Origin of the sequence: Streptomyces sp. NPDC059852, assembly GCF_042731455.1 — a bacterium.
Lineage (GTDB): Bacteria > Actinomycetota > Actinomycetes > Streptomycetales > Streptomycetaceae > Streptomyces.
On the sequence record NZ_JBHWJK010000004.1, the window covers coordinates 106,154 to 123,558 of the forward strand.

The 17,405-nt window shown below is 71.8% G+C and carries 14 protein-coding genes; 11 read left to right on the plus strand and 3 right to left on the minus strand.

The features are described 5' to 3' along the window. The first annotated feature begins 12 nt into the window (after positions 1-12). A complete protein-coding gene (locus tag ACFV46_RS06735; protein ID WP_385497249.1) occupies positions 13-2,784 on the plus strand; it encodes an ATP-binding protein in 2,772 nt (923 codons plus the stop codon). Between the two features lie 20 nt (positions 2,785-2,804). Here the strand turns inward: ACFV46_RS06735 and ACFV46_RS06740 are convergent, their stop codons facing one another. Further along, a complete protein-coding gene (locus tag ACFV46_RS06740) occupies positions 2,805-3,212 on the minus strand; it encodes an OsmC family protein (protein ID WP_361928707.1) in 408 nt (135 codons plus the stop codon). Positions 3,213-3,392: 180 nt separating this feature from the next. Between ACFV46_RS06740 and ACFV46_RS06745 the strand changes: the two genes are divergently transcribed. Next, positions 3,393-4,136 carry an SDR family oxidoreductase gene (locus ACFV46_RS06745; protein WP_385497251.1) on the plus strand — a complete coding sequence of 248 codons (744 nt, stop codon included), beginning with the start codon at positions 3,393-3,395 and terminating at the stop codon, positions 4,134-4,136. Positions 4,137-4,157: 21 nt separating this feature from the next. Here ACFV46_RS06745 and ACFV46_RS06750 read toward each other — a convergent pair whose 3' ends face one another. Beyond that, positions 4,158-6,896, minus strand: coding sequence for an AAA family ATPase (locus tag ACFV46_RS06750; RefSeq protein ID WP_385497252.1), 2,739 nt, complete (start codon positions 6,894-6,896; stop codon positions 4,158-4,160). A gap of 201 nt (positions 6,897-7,097) precedes the next feature. Between ACFV46_RS06750 and ACFV46_RS06755 the strand changes: the two genes are divergently transcribed. The 3 genes from ACFV46_RS06755 (at position 7,098) to ACFV46_RS06765 (ending at position 9,977) form a co-directional block, all read left to right on the plus strand. Next, complete coding sequence (locus ACFV46_RS06755) at positions 7,098-7,430, plus strand: hypothetical protein (RefSeq protein WP_361937172.1); 333 nt, start codon at positions 7,098-7,100, stop codon at positions 7,428-7,430. Positions 7,431-7,536: 106 nt separating this feature from the next. After that, on the plus strand, positions 7,537-9,003 hold the full coding sequence (locus ACFV46_RS06760) for an aldehyde dehydrogenase family protein (protein ID WP_385497253.1): 1,467 nt from the start codon (positions 7,537-7,539) through the stop codon (positions 9,001-9,003). 143 nt (positions 9,004-9,146) lie between these two features. Further along, a complete protein-coding gene (locus ACFV46_RS06765) occupies positions 9,147-9,977 on the plus strand; it encodes a helix-turn-helix transcriptional regulator (protein ID WP_385497255.1) in 831 nt (276 codons plus the stop codon). A 27-nt stretch (positions 9,978-10,004) separates the two neighbouring features. On the opposite strand, the gene ACFV46_RS06770 is transcribed toward ACFV46_RS06765, so the two are convergent. Beyond that, positions 10,005-10,613, minus strand: a complete 609-nt coding sequence (locus tag ACFV46_RS06770) for a malonic semialdehyde reductase (protein WP_006131854.1) — start codon at positions 10,611-10,613, stop codon at positions 10,005-10,007. Between the two features lie 111 nt (positions 10,614-10,724). Here ACFV46_RS06770 and ACFV46_RS06775 point away from each other — a divergent pair, with 111 nt between their 5' ends. The 6 genes from ACFV46_RS06775 (at position 10,725) to ACFV46_RS06800 (ending at position 17,022) form a co-directional block, all read left to right on the plus strand. Beyond that, positions 10,725-11,126, plus strand: coding sequence for a winged helix-turn-helix transcriptional regulator (locus tag ACFV46_RS06775; protein WP_385497256.1), 402 nt, complete (start codon positions 10,725-10,727; stop codon positions 11,124-11,126). Between the two features lie 202 nt (positions 11,127-11,328). Next, positions 11,329-14,136 carry an AAA family ATPase gene (locus ACFV46_RS06780; RefSeq protein WP_385497257.1) on the plus strand — a complete coding sequence of 936 codons (2,808 nt, stop codon included), beginning with the start codon at positions 11,329-11,331 and terminating at the stop codon, positions 14,134-14,136. A 130-nt stretch (positions 14,137-14,266) separates the two neighbouring features. After that, a complete protein-coding gene (locus ACFV46_RS06785) occupies positions 14,267-15,004 on the plus strand; it encodes a sigma factor (RefSeq protein ID WP_385497258.1) in 738 nt (245 codons plus the stop codon). Between the two features lie 205 nt (positions 15,005-15,209). Next, positions 15,210-15,692, plus strand: a complete 483-nt coding sequence (locus ACFV46_RS06790; RefSeq protein WP_006131850.1) for a MarR family winged helix-turn-helix transcriptional regulator — start codon at positions 15,210-15,212, stop codon at positions 15,690-15,692. A gap of 9 nt (positions 15,693-15,701) precedes the next feature. Beyond that, entirely contained in the window at positions 15,702-16,052 is a 351-nt protein-coding gene (locus tag ACFV46_RS06795) for an ArsR/SmtB family transcription factor (RefSeq protein ID WP_385497260.1), read from the plus strand. Between the two features lie 202 nt (positions 16,053-16,254). Beyond that, a complete protein-coding gene (locus ACFV46_RS06800; RefSeq protein ID WP_361937158.1) occupies positions 16,255-17,022 on the plus strand; it encodes an SDR family oxidoreductase in 768 nt (255 codons plus the stop codon). The last annotated feature ends 383 nt before the right edge of the window (positions 17,023-17,405 follow it).

Consider the following 17,405-nt stretch of genomic DNA (forward strand, 5'->3'; position numbering starts at 1 on the left):
CGGGAGGCTGCCATGGCGAGGGACGGCGCACGGACCGAGCTCATCGGGCGGCAGGACGAGTGCAAGGTCCTCGACGACCTCCTCGCCCAGGCCAGAGCGGGCCGCAGCGGAGTGCTGGTGGTGCGCGGTGAGGCGGGCATCGGCAAGACCGAGCTGCTGAACCACCTGCTCGACCGGGCCACCGGGTGCCGCATCGTAAGAGCGGCCGGCGTGCAGTCCGAGATGGAACTCCCCTACGCCGGGCTGCACCAGCTCTGCGCGCCCCTGCTGTCCCACCTGGAAGTCATCCCCGAGCCGCAGCGCAACGCCCTGCGCACGGCATTCGGAATGCAGGCCGGGGACACTCCCGACCGGTTCCTGGTCGGCCTGGCCGCATTGAGCCTGATCGCCGCCGCCGCCGGCGACGAGCCGTTGCTGTGCCTGGTCGACGACGCGCAGTGGTTGGACCGCGTCTCGGCCCAGACGCTGCAGTTCGTCGCCCGACGGCTGCTCGCCGAATCCGTCCTGCTGGTGCTGGCCGTCCGCGAGTCCGGCTCCCGCGAGGTGCTGGCCGACCTCCCGGAGCTCGCCGTACGCGGACTGGGCGAGCGCGACTCCCGCCGGCTCCTCGACTCGGTCGTCACCGGCCCGCTCGACCAGCGGGTACGCGACCGCATCGTCGCCGAGACGCGCGGCAACCCGCTGGCCCTGCTGGAACTGCCGCGCGGCCTGACCCTCCTCGAGATGGCCGGCGAATTCGGCGTACCGGAGAGCCGTCCGCTGTCCAGCCAGATCGAGGCGGGCTTCCTTCGCCGCATCCGGTCCCTCGACGCGCAGACGCAGCAGTTGCTGCTCATCGCCGCCACCGAACCGGTCGGCGATGTGTCCCTGCTGCGAAGCGCCGCCGAACGCCTCGGCATCGACGCGGACCGCGCCGCCACGGAAGCCGAGGCGTCGGGGCTGATGAGCCTCGGCACCTGGGTCCGCTTCCGCCACCCACTGGTGCGTTCCGCGGCGTACCGCGCCGCCGGGTTCGAGGAACGCCGGCGCGTGCACGCGGCCCTGGCCGAGTCGATCGACGCCACGCTCTATCCCGAACGCCGAGTCTGGCACCTCGCCAGTGCCGCGACGGGCCCGGACGAGAACGTCGCCGCCGAACTGGTGAGCTCCGCCGGGCGAGCGCACGCCCGCGGGGGTGTCGCCGCGGCGGCGGCCTTCCTGGACCGAGCCACCGCGCTCACCCCCGATCCGGTGCGCCGCGGAACGAGAGCACTGGCCGCGGCGCGGGCGAAGTACCAGGCGGGCGCCTTCGACACCGCGCGTGAACTGGTCGACGCGGCGGAGCTGAGCCCTCTCGACGAGGTCGAAGCCGGACGCGCCACCCTGCTGCGCGGGCAGATCATGTCGGCGGCCAACAGCGCCAGCGCCGGACTGCCGCTCCTGCTCGAAGCGGCGAAGCGGCTCCAGCCGTTCGACCCCGCACTCGCCGACCAGACGTACCGGGACGCGATCTACGCGGCCCTGACCGCGGGCCGACTGGCCACGGGCGGGGTCCGAGACGTCGCCGAGGCGGTGCTCAGCACGCCGGGTCACACCGGCACCGAGAGCCGGGAGATCCGCCTCCTGACCGGTCTCGCCCGGGTGGTGACCGAGGGCTACGCGGTGGGCGCGCCGATCCTCCTGGACGCCGTGGCGGCGTTCCGGGAAGGGGAACTCTCTTCGGAGGACGGCCTGGGCTGGCTGCCCTTTGCCTGCCGCATGGCGCACAACACCTGGGACTTCGCCGCCTGGTCCGAGCTGTCGGCGCGGCTGGTCGACCTCGCTCGCGGCAACGGCGCGCTCGCCGTACTGCCCTCGGCCCTCCTGCTGCGCCTGTCGAACCGGGTGTTCGCCGGCGACCTGCGCGGCGCCGCCTCCCTGACCGTGGAGGCGAGCGCGATCGGCGAAGCCACGGGCAGCAGCTTCTTCGCCCACTACGGCGCACTCGTCCTGGAGCCCTTCAGAGGGCGGGAGTCGGCCACCCGGCAGGCGATCGAGACCCTTACCCAGGACCGACTCCTGCGCGGCGAGGGCAAGGTGGCGACGGCCACCCAATGGGCCGCCGCCGTCCTCCACAACGGCCTCGGCAGGTACGAGGAGGCCTACGCCGCGGCCGAGCGAGGCTGTGAGAACCCCCAGGAGCTGGGCCTCTCCCTCCAGTCCCGGGTCGAACTCGTCGAAGCGGCCGTGCGTCTCGGGCGTACCGAGCGGGCCGCCGAGGCCGTACGCGCGATCGAGGAGATGGCCCAGGTCAGCGGCACTCCCTGGGCGCTCGGCACCTCCGCCGCAGCGCGCGCCCTGGTGAGCGAGGGAGAGAAGGCCGACGCCCTGCACCGGGAAGCGATCGAGCGGCTCGACGAGGCCGGGGTCCGGATGGACAGTGCCCGCGCGCGGCTCCGGCACGGTGAGTGGCTGCGCCAGGAACGGCGACGGGCGCAGGCGCGAACCCGGCTGAGCGAGGCGCACGAGATGCTCGACGCAGCCGGGGCCGAGGCGTTCGCGGAACGCGCCCGACGTGAGTTGACGGCCGTCGGCGTCAAGGTACGCGTCGGCGCTACCGCGGAGAACGCGGTCCTCACTGCGAAGGAGGTCGAGATCGCCCGGCTCGTGCAGGGCGGCTTCACCAACCCGGAGATCGGCGCGCGGCTCTTCCTCAGCCCGCACACCGTCGAATGGCATTTGCGGAAGGTCTTCGTGAAACTCGGCGTCTCTTCCCGCAAGGAGATCGGCTCGGTGCGGCTGGAGGCGATGTCGACGGCGCCCTGACCCGTCCGGCGAAGGCAGACTCAGACGTGCGACGCCTCCGGCTCCGCCAGCAGGGCGGGCACGGTGACGATCTTCGCCTCCCGGGCCAGCAGGCGGTGGACCGGACAGCGCCCGGCCGCCGCCAGCAACTGCTCCCGCTGAGCGGGCTCCAGGTCGCCGGTCAGCCCGACGTTCTTGACGATGTCACCTTGCTCACCGAACCGTACGGCCACGTCGATCCGCTCCAGTGGCCAGTCGTGCCGGTCCGCGAGAGCCCGCACGGCCATGGAGGTGCAGGACCCCAGGGCGGCCAGCAGCAGCTCGCCCGGGGTGGGACCCTCGTCGGCGCCGATGGGCTCGGGCTCGTCGGCGGTCAGGTGGTGCGTGCCGATCGAGACGGAACGGGTGAGCCGTGCGCCTTCGGCGACGGTCACGATACGCGTGATCATGGGTCTTCCTCTCGGCCGAGGTGCGGGGACCGGACGGGGTCCGGCAGATCCCTCTTCCGCAGTGACCGGGTGGCGCGGGCGTGTGTGACACTCCGGCCGGTGAGGGGGTGTCACAGTCGGGGCCCGTGTGCTGTCACCAGGGCGTAGCGCACGAACCATGTCGGCGGGAAGAGGCAGCACATGCGGGTGGCCGTGGCCGGAGGAACCGGTCTGGTGGGAAAGTACGTGGTCGCGGAGTTGCGGGCCACCGGGCACGAACCCGTGGTCCTCGCCCGTTCGCACGGCGTGGACCTCACCACCGGGGCGGACCTGGCCGAGAGACTCTCCGGCAGCGACGCGGTGATCGACGTGGTGAACATCGTCACCACGAGAAGGAAGACCGCCGTCGACTTCTTCTCCCGGACGACCGACCACCTGATCGCCGCCGCGCGCGCCGGCGGGGTCGGACATCTGGTCACCCTGTCCATCGTCGGCAGCGACGAGGTCGACTTCGGGTATTACTTCGGCAAGCGCGCCCAGGAGCAACTGGTCCGCGCCTCAGGGGTGCCGTGGACGGTGGTGCGCGCCACCCAGTTCTTCGAGTTCCCGGAACCGATGCTGAACAGCGCGTCACCGGTGGTCGTGGTGCCCAGGATGCTGACCCGGCCCGTCGCCGCCCAGGACGTCGCCGAGACGCTGGTCGAGCACGCGGTCGGGGGACCGGCGGGCATGGCACCCGAGATCGCGGGGCCCGACCAGCTGGACATGGTGGATATGGCGCGACGCATCGCGCGGGTGCGGGGCCGACGCCGCCTGGTGGTCCCGGTGACGCTCCCGGGCAAGGTCGGCAAGGCCATGACCACGGGCGGTCTGCTGCCGCGCGGGGAGTACCTGCGCGGCCGCCGGACGTTCGACGCCCACCTCGCGTCCCGCCGGGCGGCCTGACACCCGGTCAGGCGGCGCCGCTCACAGGACGGTGCTCAGCAGGCGCCGGGAGTTGATGCCCAACTTGGCGAACACCTTCCGCAGATGCCATTCCACGGTGTGCGCGCTCAGGAACAACTGGGCGCCGATCTCGGAGTTGGTGAGTCCGTCCCGGGCCAGGCGCGCGATCTGGCTCTCCTGAGGCGTGAGCGCCACGGTGGCGGCGTCGCGGCGGGCCACCGTCTCGCCGGCGGCCCGCAGTTCGCGGAGGGCGCGTTCGGCGAACGCCTGCGCGCCGAACCGGGCGAACAGGGCGTGGGCCATCCGCAACTGCGCTCGGGCGTGGGCGCGGTGGCCCTCCCGCCGCAGCCACTCTCCGTACAGCAGTCGCGCCCGGGCCGTCTCCATGGCGGCCCGGGTACGGCCGAGCCGCTCGATCGCCGCCCGGTACAGCTCGTCGGCCGCTGTTCCGTCACTGAGCAGGGCGCGGCAGCGCTGCTGGACGCCCAGTGCCCAGTCCGTGGCGGCGGCGTCCGTGTCCCGGGTCAGCCGGACCAGTGCCGCCTCGGCCACGTCGAGCCGGCCGCTGCGCGCCCCGGCCTCCACCACCTCCACCAGCCCCCAGCCGGTCACGACCAGGTCCTGCGGGTGCCCGCTCGCCCGAAGGGCGGCTTCCAGCGCCTCCTCGTACCTGCCCAGGCCGTTGAGGAGCACGGCCTCCGCCCGGCACGCGATGGCCACCCCGATGCCCTCACCGCGGCCGAGGGCCTCCTCCGTGCCGGCCTTGATCAGTGGTGCGGCTTCGCTCGCGTGGCCCTGCCAGGCGGCGAGCGTCATCGTGCCGTACGGCGAGAAGCCGCTGCCGACCGACTCCTGGACCCGGCTGGTCTCCGCGAGGAGCAACGCCGCCGCGTCCAGTTCACCGGCGGTCGTGTGGACGACCACCCGCGAATTGAGCGCGAGCGGCAACTCGGTCAGCGCGCCGACGGAACGGGCGGTGCGCACATGGCGGGTGACCAGTTCCGTCCAGCCCTCGTGGTCCCACACGTCGGCCGCCAGTGCCGAAGCCGCCCACGACCAACGCAGTACCTCGTCGGGCCCGGTCTCCCGGCGGAACGCGCGTACCGCGGCGCGCGAGACGGTGATCGCGTCCCCATACCCGTCGAGGAAACGGGTGGTGAGCGCGTCCAGCAGCAGATCTGAGTTGCGCGGCGGCCCTGTGCGGGCTGGGGCCGTCCCACGCGCGACCGCCGCCACCTCGCGTACATGCGCCTCCGACGCGAGGCGTCCGGCGAACATGCCGGCCGACAGGGCGTCCAGGAACGTCTCGCGGGCCAGGCCCACATCGAGCGGGACCAGGCGTCGCGCGGTGGCCAACAGCCTGGGGAGCACCTCGTCCACGCGGCTGGAGGCGAAGGAGATCCGGGCCTCGACGAGATCCGCGCGGGCCCGGCCGAGTTCGTCGAGCGTGCCGGTACGTGCCAGCTCCAGCAGGTCGCGCGCCGCGGCGGGCGCACCGGCGCGCAGCTTCGCCTGAGCCGCGGCGAGGGCACGCGTCGCCTTGCGCCGCGGGTGCGGCGTCAGTACGGCCGCGTGGGCGAGGAACGCCGCCGCCGCGGCGGTGCCGCCCCGCGCCCGCGCCCGTCCGGCCGACGACTCCAGCTCCGCGGCGATGGCCTCGTCCGGCCGGACCGTGGCCCGCGCGAGGTGCCAGGCGCGGCGGTCGGGATCGAGCTGGGGGTCCGTCGTCTCGGCCAGCACGCGGTGCACCTCCCGCAGTTCCGCGAGCCCGGCCGACCGGTAGATCGCGGAGCGCAGCAGCGGATGCCGGAAACGCACCAGCGTGCCGACGTCGAGCAGCCCCGCCGTCACCGCCGGCCCCGCCGCGTCCGGGTCGACGCCCAGTCGCTCGACGGCGTTACGGAGCAGCGACACGTCACCGACCGGCTCGGCGGCGGCCACCAGCAGCAGCCGCTGCGTCGGCTCCGGGAGCAAGCGGACCCGCGCGAGGTAGCTCCGCTCGATACGGCCGGTGACCCTTCCGGGACCGTGCGGAGCGGGCCCCTCGACCGCTTCCGCGTCGACGCGGTCATGGGGAAGTTCCAGCAGGGCGAGGGGATTGCCACGGGCCTCGGCGAGGACGCGGTCCCGGACCCGCTCGTCCATCGGACCTTCGGCGCTCGCGTCCAGCAGTGCGCGGGCGTCGGTGTCGTCCAGCCCGTGCAGCGTCAGCTCGGGCAGGCCGGCCAGATCGTCGCGCCCCCGCTGCTCACGGGTGGCGAAGATCAGAGCCAGCGGTTCGGCGAGCATCCTTCGCGCCACGAACGCCAGCGTCTGTGCGGAGACCCGGTCGAGCCACTGGGCGTCGTCCACGAGGCAGAACAGCGGTCGGCGCGCGGCCACCTCGGTCAGCAGCCCGAGCACGGCCAGACCGACCAGGAACCTGTCGGGGGGCGGCCCCGCGCTCACTCCGAACGCCGTGGCCAAAGCTTTCGCCTGCGGCGCCGGGAGGGAGCCGGCGTGCCTGAGGAAGGGCACGCACAACTGGTGCACTCCCGCGAACGGGAGCTCCATCTCCGACTCGGCGCCCGCTCCCCGGGCGATCCGGTGCGTGGTGACGCGTGCCGCCAGATGATCCAGGAGGGCGGACTTCCCGATGCCGGCATCACCGCGCAGAACCAGTACCGCGCTGTGACCTGCCTCCACCTCGGAGACCAGCCCGTCCAGCACTTCGTACTCACGGCGCCGGCCACGCAGCCGCCCCGAACCGTCCCCGCTCACGCAGCCCCCCACACGCGGTGAGCATAACAACACGGTGTGCGGCCGGGGCAGAGGGCGGCGGCCGCGGCCGTCATCGGCGGCTGTCACAGAACGCGGAGCCGTCTCATCAAGAGAGCAGAACGTTTTCCAGCCACTCGCGTCGGTGTCGCGGCGCCGGACCCGTCCGGCCCGGCATCGCGAGCCGAGAGGAGACGACCTCACATGCTGACCGCGATGGACCGTTCCGGCCCCCGGGACACCACGGAGACAGAGGCCCACGGGTGCGCGCAGCCCGACAAGTGGCTGATCGGCGTGCCGTTCCGATCCACCGCCTCCCACGTGGTCTGGATGTACTACGTGGTGGGTGAGGCGGATGACGTATCCCGAGCGGTGCGCGTCGCGCTGGCGCGCGCCGACAGTGCTCAGGAGAGGCAGGCGCGGGGCGGCGGGTCCGTCACGGCCCAGGACCTGGAGATCCGCAGGATCACGCTGGACGCCCTCGGGCAAACGCGTCTGGACGGCCCCGGCGACCGGCCGGCCGCGTCCTCGTGGTGAGGTCCGGGAGCGCGGGGCGGCGCCCGGCGCCGCAGCCGCGACGTCCCGGGGCGGTGCCTCGCGCGCACGGTTCTGTGACCCCGATCATGGGCCCGGGAGGACATGGATGTCCCGCACCGCGCGGTGTTCGCTGGGCGACATGAACGACAGCCCTAGGATGCCCTTTCCGACTCCCTCCCACTGGATCGACGGCCGTGCCGTCACCGGCTCCGGACCGTTGATCGACGTGGTGAACCCCGCCGACGAATCGGTCATCGCCCACCTCCACGAGGCCACCGCCGCGGACGTGGACGCGGCAGTCGACGCCGCGGTCGCTGCCTTCCCCGGATGGTCCTCGACGTCTCCGCGGTACCGTGCGGACGTCATGCGACGCCTGGCCGAGGGCCTGCAGAATCGGAGCGAGGAACTGGCGGCCACCATCACCCTGGAGATGGGCGCCCCCATCGCCTTCTCCCGGCAGGCGCAGGTCGGATTCCCGGTCGCGTCCACCCTGGCCGCGATCGCCGCGGCCGAGCGGTTCGAGTGGAGCGAGACGGTCGAGAACTCGCTCGTCGTCCGCGAGCCCATCGGAGTCGTGGGCGCCATCACCCCGTGGAACTTCCCGCTGCAGCAACTGGTGACGAAGGTGGTCCCGGCGATGCTGGCGGGCAACAGTGTCGTCCTCAAGCCCTCGGAGATGTCACCCCTCAGCGCCCGGATGTTCGCGGAGATCGCCACGGAGGCCGGGCTGCCGAACGGTGTGTTCAACGTGGTGCAGGGGACCGGCCCGGTAGTCGGTGAGGCCCTGTCCCGCCATCCGAAGATCGACATGATCTCCTTCACCGGATCCACCCGGGCCGGCAAGAGCGTCTCCAGCGCCGCCTCCGCCACGGTGAAGCGCGTCGCCCTCGAACTGGGGGGCAAGGCGGCCCACATCATCCTTCCCGGGGCCGACCTCGACTCCGCCGTCACCCGCGGACTCGCGTTCGCCTGGTCCAACGCCGGCCAGGCCTGCGGTGCCTACGTACGCATGCTCGTGCCCGAGGACCTTCAGACGGCCGTGGTCGACAGGCTCCGGACCGCTGCCCGGGAGTACGTGGTCGGTGACCCGGCCGACGAGGCCACGCGGATCGGACCCCTGGCCTCGGAGACTCAGCGCCGACGCGTCGACGACTACATCCGCCGCGGCATCGCCGACGGCGCCACCCTCGTGACGGGCGGCCCCGGCCGACCCGAGGGGTTCGAGACCGGCGCCTACGTCAGGCCCACGATCTTCTCCGACGTCGCACCCGAGTCGGTCATCGCCCAGGAGGAGATCTTCGGCCCCGTCCTCGTCGTCATCCCCTACACCGACGACAATGACGCCGTCGAGATCGCCAACGGCACGATCTACGGGCTCAACGCCGCGGTGACCGGAGCAGAGGACCATGCCATGGCGATCGCCATGCGCCTGCGTGTCGGCCAGGTGGACGTCAACGGCGGCCCGCACAACTTCCAGGCACCGTTCGGCGGATACAAGCAGTCCGGCAACGGCCGGGAGATGGGCCGTGCGGGCCTCGAGGAGTTCCTGGAGACCAAGGCGATCACACGCTGACGCACCGTACCGACGTGTCCGGGCACAACACACTGTTCGCCGGGAATGACGCGCCCCGGATACCACGTTCACCTCATTGATCCACCGTGCCGTCCCGGCAGCACTCCCCGACGGGGCGGCACGGCCCCTGCGAAAGGACGACCATGGCAGACCGCGCGGCGCTGGCCGCTTTCCTGCGGGCACGCCGCGAGGCCCTCCAGCCCGAGGACCTCGGGTTGCCCCGCGGCCGCCGCAGGCGTACCGGAGGGCTGCGCCGGGAGGAGGTCGCGGCGCTGTGCGACATGTCGGTGGACTACTACAGCCGGCTGGAGCAGCCACGAGGCCCGCACCCCTCCGAGCAGATGCTCACGGCGATGGCCCGCGGCCTGCGCCTGTCACTTGAGGAACGCGATCTCCTCTTCCGGCTCGCCGGTTACGCCATGCCGAGCCGTGTGCGGCGCGGCGATCACGTCGCCCCCGGGATGATGCGCATCCTGGACCGGCTGGAGGACACTCCCGCCCAGGTGCTGAACCACCTGGGCGAGACACTGAGCCAGACACGCCCCGCGCTGGCCCTGCTGGGTGACCAGACGGCCTACACGGGACTGGCCCGCAGTGCCCACTACCGCTGGTTCACGGACCCTGCCGCCCGTTTGGTCCGCCCCGAGAGCGATCACGCCGAGCAGAGCCGTCTCATGGTGGCCGACCTCCACAGCGCCTTCTCCCACGACGGGGACGACTCCGGTGCCGCCGCGCTCGTGGACGCCCTGAAGCGGGAGAGTCCCGAGTTCGCCGACCTGTGGCGGCAACGCCCCGTACTGGGACCGTACTGCGCCTCCAAACGCTTCGTGCACCCACAGGTCGGAACACTCGAGCTGCACTGCCAGACGCTGATCGATCCGGACCACGGCCAGCGGCTCGTGGTCTACACCGCGACGCCCGGGACGGAGAGCGACACCAACCTCCGCCTGCTGTCCCTGTTGCCGGTCCTGTGACGGTGCGGCTCTCGCGCCTGCCGGGGGTCAGGCCCAGTCGAGGGCGTGCTCGTGGGCCAGCCGCGGCATGCGGTCGAACGCCGGAGGTCCGGCCGGGTGGCCGATGTTGACGACCAGGATGGAGTGCCAGTCGCCGTCGGCGAAGAACTCCTTGTCGATCCCGGCCGGGTCGAAGCCGGCCATCGGACCCGCGGCCAGGCCGAGGGCGCGGACGGCGAGGATGAAGTATCCGGCTTGAAGCGGTCCGTTGAACGAGGTGATGGCCTCACGCTGGGCGGGCTCGCCCTCGAAGAACTCCTTCATCTCCGGGCGGATGGGCAGGACGTGCGGGAGGTGCTCGTGGAAGCGGTGGTCCACGGCGAGGACCGCGACGACGGGCGCCGAGGCCGACTTCGGCCGGTTTCCTTCGTCGAGGTGCGGCAGCAGGCGCTCCTTGCCCTCGGCCGTACGGACGTACAGGACGCGCAGCGGCTGGGTGTTCGCGGCGGTCGGTGCCCAGCGGGCGAGCTCCCAGATGCTGGTGAGCGTCGCGTCGTCGACCGGCGTGTCGGCGAAGGAGTACGCGGTGCGGGCGTCGGTGAAGAGCGCGGCGCCGGCCTCGGCGGGGATGCGGGGGAGGGGTCCGGAAACGGACATGGGGATGCTCCTGGCTCGGTTGCTCGTTATGGGGGAGTAGCTACGATAAGCCTGGTCGCTAGGAAAAACAGAGCGACCTTGGGCAGGGTAGCACCCGGTTACCCTGAGGGCATGGAGAAGGCGAAGGGCACTCGACCGGGCGACGCGGACGGCGCGGAGGCGGAGCAGCACCATCCGGCGGCTTGTGACGGTGCGCTGACCAAGGCGTTCAGCTTTCTCGGCAAGCGGTGGAACGGCGTCATCCTGGCCACCCTCCAGCACGGACCCCTGGGCTTCGCCGAGTTGCGGCGCGCGGTGGAGGGCATCAGTGACTCGGTCCTCTCGGAACGGCTTTCCGAGCTGTCCGCCGCCGGTCTCGCGCATCGCGAGGTGGAGCCCGGCCCGCCCGTCACGGTGCGCTACCGCCTCACTCCGGACGGGACGGCTCTGATGCCCATCCTCACCGAGCTGGCCGGATGGGCGTCCCGGCACCTCCCGGACATGCCGGCCGCCCGGCGCGGTGGCCGAGGCTAGACCCTCGCCGCCTCGGTCGTACGAGAGGACCGACCGACTTGCGGGGTCCCGTGTGACAACCTTGGCACCATCTCACATGTGGAGTGTGCCACAAGGTATGGACACAAGGTGTGCTCTGTGCTCCGGGTATCGTGAAAGGGATTGTTCCCCGGCATTCGATGCGGGAGTTCGCCGTCCCCGGAGCACATGAGGAGCCACGCGCATGATCGCCAGCCCGCTTCCGGACCTGGTCGGCCGGCATCGCGAGTGCGAGGCACTCGACGATCTCCTGGCAGGCCTGGGCGAAGGTGGGTCCCGCGTGCTGGTGATCCGCGGCGAAGCGGGCATCGGGAAGACGGTGCTGCTGCAGTACCTGGCCGCGCAGGCGTCATGGACGAAGGTGACGCGCGCGCAGGGCATCGAGGCGGACATGGAGCTGCCCTACGCGAGCCTGCACCAACTGTGCGCGCCGTTCCTCGACAAGCTGGACGACCTGCCGGCACCCCAACGGGAAGCCCTGCGCGTGGCGTTCGGCATGGCGGCAGGTGATCCGCCCGACCGGTTCCTGGTCGGTCTCGCCGTGCTCACGCTCCTCACCCGCGCCTCGGAGGCGCGACCGGTGCTCGTGCTGATCGACGACGCGCAGTGGCTGGACCAGGTCTCCCTGCAGACGCTGGAGTTCGTCGCGAGGAGACTCCTCGCGGAGGCGGTCGCGATGGTGTTCGCGGTGCGTGACCCCGAAGGACGGGAGGCCCTGACCGGTCTGCCGCCCCTGCGCATCGACGGCCTCGACGCCACCGCCGCGGGGGAACTCCTGGAAACCGCTGTCGGCGGGCGACTGGAGAAGCGGATCCGGGACCGGTTCGTGGCCGAGATGCACGGCAATCCGCTCGCTCTGCTGGAGTTCTCCAGAGGCCGCAGTGCCGCCGAACTGGCTTACGGCCTGGACTCGTCCGGTCACCCGATCGTCCAGGGCCCGGTCGCGAGCCGGATCGAGCGGGACTTCGCCCAGCGGCTCGGGGCGCTGCCGGAGGCGACGCGGACGCTGCTGCTGATCGCCGCGGCGGAACCGGTCGGTGACGCCGGGCTGCTCGCCCGCGCGGCCGCCATACTCAGGATCACCCCCTTCACAGCTCCGGCCAAGGTCGCCGGTCTGATCGAATTGGGCGAGTCCATCCGGTTCCGGCACCCACTGGTCCGTTCAGCGGTCTACCACCAAGCCACACCCGAAGCACGCCGGTCGGTGCACCGGGCCCTGGCCGCCGCCACGGACCCGGTCCTGGACCCCGACCGGCGCGCCTGGCACGCCGCCCAGGCCGCGGACGGACCGGACGAGGAGGTCGCCGCGGGACTGGAACGCGCGGCCGGCCGCGCCCGGCAGCGCGGCGGAATCGCGGCCGAGGCGGTACTGCTGGAACGCGCGGCCGAGGTGACACCGGATCGCCGGCCACGTGGACGCCGCGCCCTGGCGGCAGCGGAGGCATACTTCTCGGCCGCGGCGCCCGACCGGGCCACGGAGCTCGCCACAGTGGCCGAACTGTGTCCCCTGAGCTCGCTGGACCGCGCTCGCCTGGCACGGCTGCGGGCCAGGATCCTCTTCGCCCGCAGCCGCAGCGACGAGGCGGCGCCCCTGCTCCTCGACGCGGCTGCGCAGTTCACCGCCGCCGGTTCGCCGCTGGCCCGGGAGACGTACCTGGAGGCGATCGGTGCCACCATCTTCGCGGGCCGGGTACACGGCCCCGCCGGGGCGCGCGCCGCCGCTATCGCCGCCCGTGCGTCCGGCGCACCGCCTTCCGGCTCCGGCGCCGCCGACCTGCTCCTGGAGGGTGTGGCCGCGCTCCTGACGGACGGGTACGAGACCGGTGTGCCGGCCCTGCGGGGCGCCCTGGAACTGCTGGCCACCGAAGAACTGCGCACACGCGAGGCCACCGTGCGCTGGCTCCTGCTCGTACCGGTGGCACTGGAGGCGTTCATCCACTACGCCTGGGACCTGCACGCGTGGGACGTCCTGTCCAATCGCGCGGTGCGCCTGGCACGTGACATCGGCGCGCTCGGCGCACTGCCGCCGGCCCTCATCTACGCCGGTGGAGTGCACATCCACTACGGCGACTTCGCCGAGGCGGCCAGGATGATCGACGAGGCCGACGCCCTGGCCGCCGCGACCGGACACGCGCCGCACAAGTACGCGACGCTGGTCCTGGCCGCCTGGCGGGGTGAGGCGGACGTCGCCTCCGGCATCATCGAGGAGGCCAGGCAGCGGGCCGACCAGCGGGGCGAGGTGTCCCTGCTGGGCGCCATGGGCTACATCCAGGGAGTGCTGTACAACGGTCTGGCACGGTACGAGGAGGCCCTGGAGGCCGCGCGTACCGCCATCGAGCACGACGGGTTCAACTTCGTCGGCCTGTCCCTGGTCGAGCACGTCGAGGCCGCCGTGCGGTCCGGTGAGCTGGACCAGGCCAGGGCTTCGCTGGAGCGGCTGACGGATCTCACCCGCGCGGCCGACTCCGGCTGGGCCCGCGGCGCCAGTGCGCGTAGTCAGGCTCTTCTCGCCGACGGCGACGAGGCCGACCGCCTGTACCGTACGGCGATCGTGGAGTTCGAGCGCGGCGGCGTCACCGTGGAGGTGGCCCGCAGTCATCTGCTGTACGGCGAGTGGCTGCGCCGTACCCACCAGCGATCGCTGGCCCGCGAGCACCTGCGTAAGGCACACGAGATGTTCGACGGCATGCGGGCGCAGGCCTTCGCGGAGCGGGCCCGCCGCGAGCTGCTCGCCACCGGGGAACACGTCAGGGCGCGGGAGGCCGCGGTGACCAGCGTGCTCACCCCCCAGGAGTCGCAGGTGGCCACGCTCGCCGCCGAGGGCATGACGAACGCGAAGATCGGCGCGGAGCTGTTCATCAGCCCGCACACCGTGGAGTGGCATCTGCGGAAGGTGTACACGAAGCTGGGGATCAATTCCCGCCGCGCGCTGCCCGGGGCTCTGGCGAGCAGCCCGCCCCGGGACGACGAGGGCCTGGTGCGTGCCGGCTGAGTCCGTAGGCCGTGGCCCCCGGGACCCCACGGACTCGACTACGGACAACAAGGGCGCGATGGAGGGTGCCCCGGACGGAGGGTGGACCCATCGCCCCTGAAGGGGCGTCCGTTCAGCCGAAGGAGTCCCGATGTCCGCGCCCATTCCGGAGACCACCACGCCGGCCGGCACCCTGGCCGCCAGGCCTGCCGAGGGTGACCTGGACACCGCCCTCCACGTTTTCCTGACCCAACGGAACCGACTTTTCCGCATCGCCTACCGGATCGTGGGGGACGCCGCGGGGGCCGAGGACGTGGTCCAGGAGGCGTGGGTACGCTGGCAGCTCACCGACCGCGCGGAGGTCAAGAACCCGGTCGCGTTCCTGACCACGACCACGACCCGCCTGGCGATCAACGTGATCCAGTCGGGGCGGCGCCGGCACGAGATGCCGGCCGAACCACGTTTCGCCGACCTCGGTGACCTTGCCTCGTCCGACGACCCCATGCTCTGCGCCGAACGGACCGCGGCGATCGAGTCGGCCCTGGCCCTCCTCATGGCCAGGCTGACGCCGGACCGGCTGGCCGCCTATGTACTGCGAAAGGGCTTCGACTACACCTATACGGAGCTCGCGCAGCTGCTGCGGATCAGTGCACCGAACGCACGCGTGGTGGTGCACCGCGCCCAGGCCCGTCTCGACAGCGAGCGCGAGCGGCCGATCCCTACCGAGTCGCACCGTCGTCTCGTCACCGCGTTCCGGACCGCCGCCGACACCGGCGACCTGGACGGTCTCGTACGACTGCTCATCCCCGAGGAGCGGGTGCGCCGCACGGCGCCGTCGTCCCGCAGACCGGCCCGCCCGGCGCACGTCCCGGCCCGTCAAGCGGCGTGACGGCGAGCGGCGGGCCAGGTTCGCTCCGGCCGGGGCAGGCGAGACGGCGCCACCGGATCCGTCCGGCCCCCTGCTGTCACATCCGAGGCCTCCGTCTTGTCTTCCTTGTGCGGGCCGGCGGGTGCTCACCTGCCGCGCCGTCGCGCAGGGAGAGCGCCGGGCACCGACCAGTCGGGCACCGGGGACAGCAGGAAGGCCACCATCCATGAGCGACGACGCCAGGCTGATCACACAGTGGAACAGGCTGACCCGAGTCCACCGCCGGATCGAGGCCCGTATGGAGCGACACCTGCACCGGCAGCTGGGTCTCGGCGTGAGCGAGTTCTACGCCCTGCGCACGTTGAACGAGGGAGTGGCGGCCGGTACGGGACTGCTCTATCTGAGCGACCTGGCCAACGGGACGGGGCTGAGCCAGTCCGCCACCAGCCGCCTGGTCACACGCCTGCAGGAACGCGGCCTGATCACCACGCACACGGCGTCCAACGACCGCCGGAGCATCGAGATCGAACTCACCGCGGTCGCGCACGACGTGTTGCGGCTGGGATCTCCCCTGCTGAGCCAGGCGGTCGAGGAGGTGGTGCGCCAGCTCCACGTCGAGGAGACGGACAAGGAACTGCTCCGCTACCTGCGTGGAGAGGGGAACGACGATGCGGGCACCCATGTTCGACAGGAGTCGAACGTTCGGTAGCATGGCCGTATGCAGGACCATCACGCGTCACCCGCGGACAATGAGATCTCCCTGCCCCGCCTCCTCGGGGTGCTCAGTGATCCGACGCGGCTGGGGATCGTCCGGATCCTGTCCGACGGCGCCGAGAGAGGGTGGGGGCAGTTCAGTGCTCCCGTCGCCAAGTCCACGCTGAGCCATCACCTCAAGATGCTGCGTGAGGCAGGCGTGACCCAGACCCGCCAGGAGGGCACGCGCTGTTTCGTGAAGCTGCGAGGTGACGCCCTGGAGAGCCGCTTCCCCGGCCTGCTGCCGGCCCTGCTGTCCGCGGCCGACGCCGACCACGTCGGAGGACACGTGACCGAGCGGGGCGAGCGGACGTGACCGCGTAGAGCACTCCCCGCCGCACCGGAGCCGATCGGACCGCACCCTTGAATTGTCATGAACATGATTGCGACTGTGCGGGGGTGCGGGCCACGTCATGCACACCCTCCGCGTCCGGCCGCCGCCACCTCCCCATTTGACTACTTCATCAACGCTGTCACATAGTGTTTTATGTACAACGAACATCGAACAAGGAGCCTTCATGTCCCCGAACCACTCCCGTGACACGTTCTCCGGTCACGTCGTGATCGTCACCGGCGCTGGCACCGGCATCGGCCGAGCCACCGCCGTGGCCTTCGCCGAGTCGGGGGCGCACGTCCTCGGAGTGGGCCGCCGTGAGGCGCTCCTGAAGGAGACCGCCGCGGCCCACGCCAACATCGAGGTCATGGCCATCGACATCTGCGACGACGACGCGCCCGCCACGGTGGTGGGCGCCGCCGTGGAGCGGTGGGGACGCCTCGACCACCTGATCAACAACGCCGGTGCGACAGCGGTCATGCCGCTGGCGGAGGCCGACAAGCAGACGATCGTCGATCTGCTGGCGCTCAACGTCGTCGCGCCCAGTCTGCTGGCTCGCGAAGCCCTGCCGCACCTGCGCCGGACCTCGGGGTCGATCATCAACCTCTCCAGCACCTACGGGCACCGCCCGATGGCGGGGGGTGCGCACTACTCGGCCACCAAGGCCGCCATCGAGCAGATGACGCGGAGCTGGGCACTGGAGCTGGCCGGCGAGGGTGTCCGGGTCAACTCGGTCGCTCCCGGCCCCACTCGCACCGACGTCATGCTGCACGCCGGTCTGACACCGGAGGCGGCCAACGACATGTACGCCTATGAGCGCGACCGCATCCCGACCCACCACATCGCGCAGGCGGACGAGGTGGCTCACTGGATCCTGCGCATGGCGGACCCGGCGGGACGCCATGCGACCGGCCAGGTGATCACCGTCGACGGCGGCCTGGAACTCATCTGACGAGCGGCGCGTCCGGTCGGCTCCGGACACAGGGCGGTACCGCGGTCCCGGTCCACCGGGCTCGACGTCCGTCGTCAGCCGCACGGACGAGAGGGCTCGCCTTCGCATTGTCGGGGCGCGGCGGGGCCGATCCACGTGACATGGTGTCGCTCCTGTGGTCGTCTCCGGCGAAGTCGGCCGGTGGATCGCCGATGATCCCGGCGAAGGCGGTTCTGTGGACCTTCACCCTCAAGCGGCAGCGGTGGTTGGGCTGAGAATCGCTTGTCTGCCCGCCGCGTGTCGATGTGTTCAGGTCGGCCCCGCGCTCGGCCATGTGCGGCCCCCGCACGGCGACGGCCCACGCTGACGTCAGCATGACCGATGCCTCCGCTGTGCTGCCCCTG

Bases quoted from the DNA above. Each gene is read 5' to 3' on its own strand.
- ACFV46_RS06735 (WP_385497249.1), top strand. From the start codon at position 13: ATGGCGAGGGACGGCGCACGGACCGAGCTCATCGGGCGGCAGGACGAG.
- ACFV46_RS06740 (WP_361928707.1), bottom strand. From the start codon at position 3,212: ATGATCACGCGTATCGTGACCGTCGCCGAAGGCGCACGGCTCACCCGT.
- ACFV46_RS06745 (WP_385497251.1), top strand. From the start codon at position 3,393: ATGCGGGTGGCCGTGGCCGGAGGAACCGGTCTGGTGGGAAAGTACGTG.
- ACFV46_RS06755 (WP_361937172.1), top strand. From the start codon at position 7,098: ATGCTGACCGCGATGGACCGTTCCGGCCCCCGGGACACCACGGAGACA.
- ACFV46_RS06760 (WP_385497253.1), top strand. From the start codon at position 7,537: ATGTCCCGCACCGCGCGGTGTTCGCTGGGCGACATGAACGACAGCCCT.
- ACFV46_RS06765 (WP_385497255.1), top strand. From the start codon at position 9,147: ATGGCAGACCGCGCGGCGCTGGCCGCTTTCCTGCGGGCACGCCGCGAG.
- ACFV46_RS06770 (WP_006131854.1), bottom strand. From the start codon at position 10,613: ATGTCCGTTTCCGGACCCCTCCCCCGCATCCCCGCCGAGGCCGGCGCC.
- ACFV46_RS06775 (WP_385497256.1), top strand. From the start codon at position 10,725: ATGGAGAAGGCGAAGGGCACTCGACCGGGCGACGCGGACGGCGCGGAG.
- ACFV46_RS06780 (WP_385497257.1), top strand. From the start codon at position 11,329: ATGATCGCCAGCCCGCTTCCGGACCTGGTCGGCCGGCATCGCGAGTGC.
- ACFV46_RS06785 (WP_385497258.1), top strand. From the start codon at position 14,267: ATGTCCGCGCCCATTCCGGAGACCACCACGCCGGCCGGCACCCTGGCC.
- ACFV46_RS06790 (WP_006131850.1), top strand. From the start codon at position 15,210: ATGAGCGACGACGCCAGGCTGATCACACAGTGGAACAGGCTGACCCGA.
- ACFV46_RS06795 (WP_385497260.1), top strand. From the start codon at position 15,702: ATGCAGGACCATCACGCGTCACCCGCGGACAATGAGATCTCCCTGCCC.
- ACFV46_RS06800 (WP_361937158.1), top strand. From the start codon at position 16,255: ATGTCCCCGAACCACTCCCGTGACACGTTCTCCGGTCACGTCGTGATC.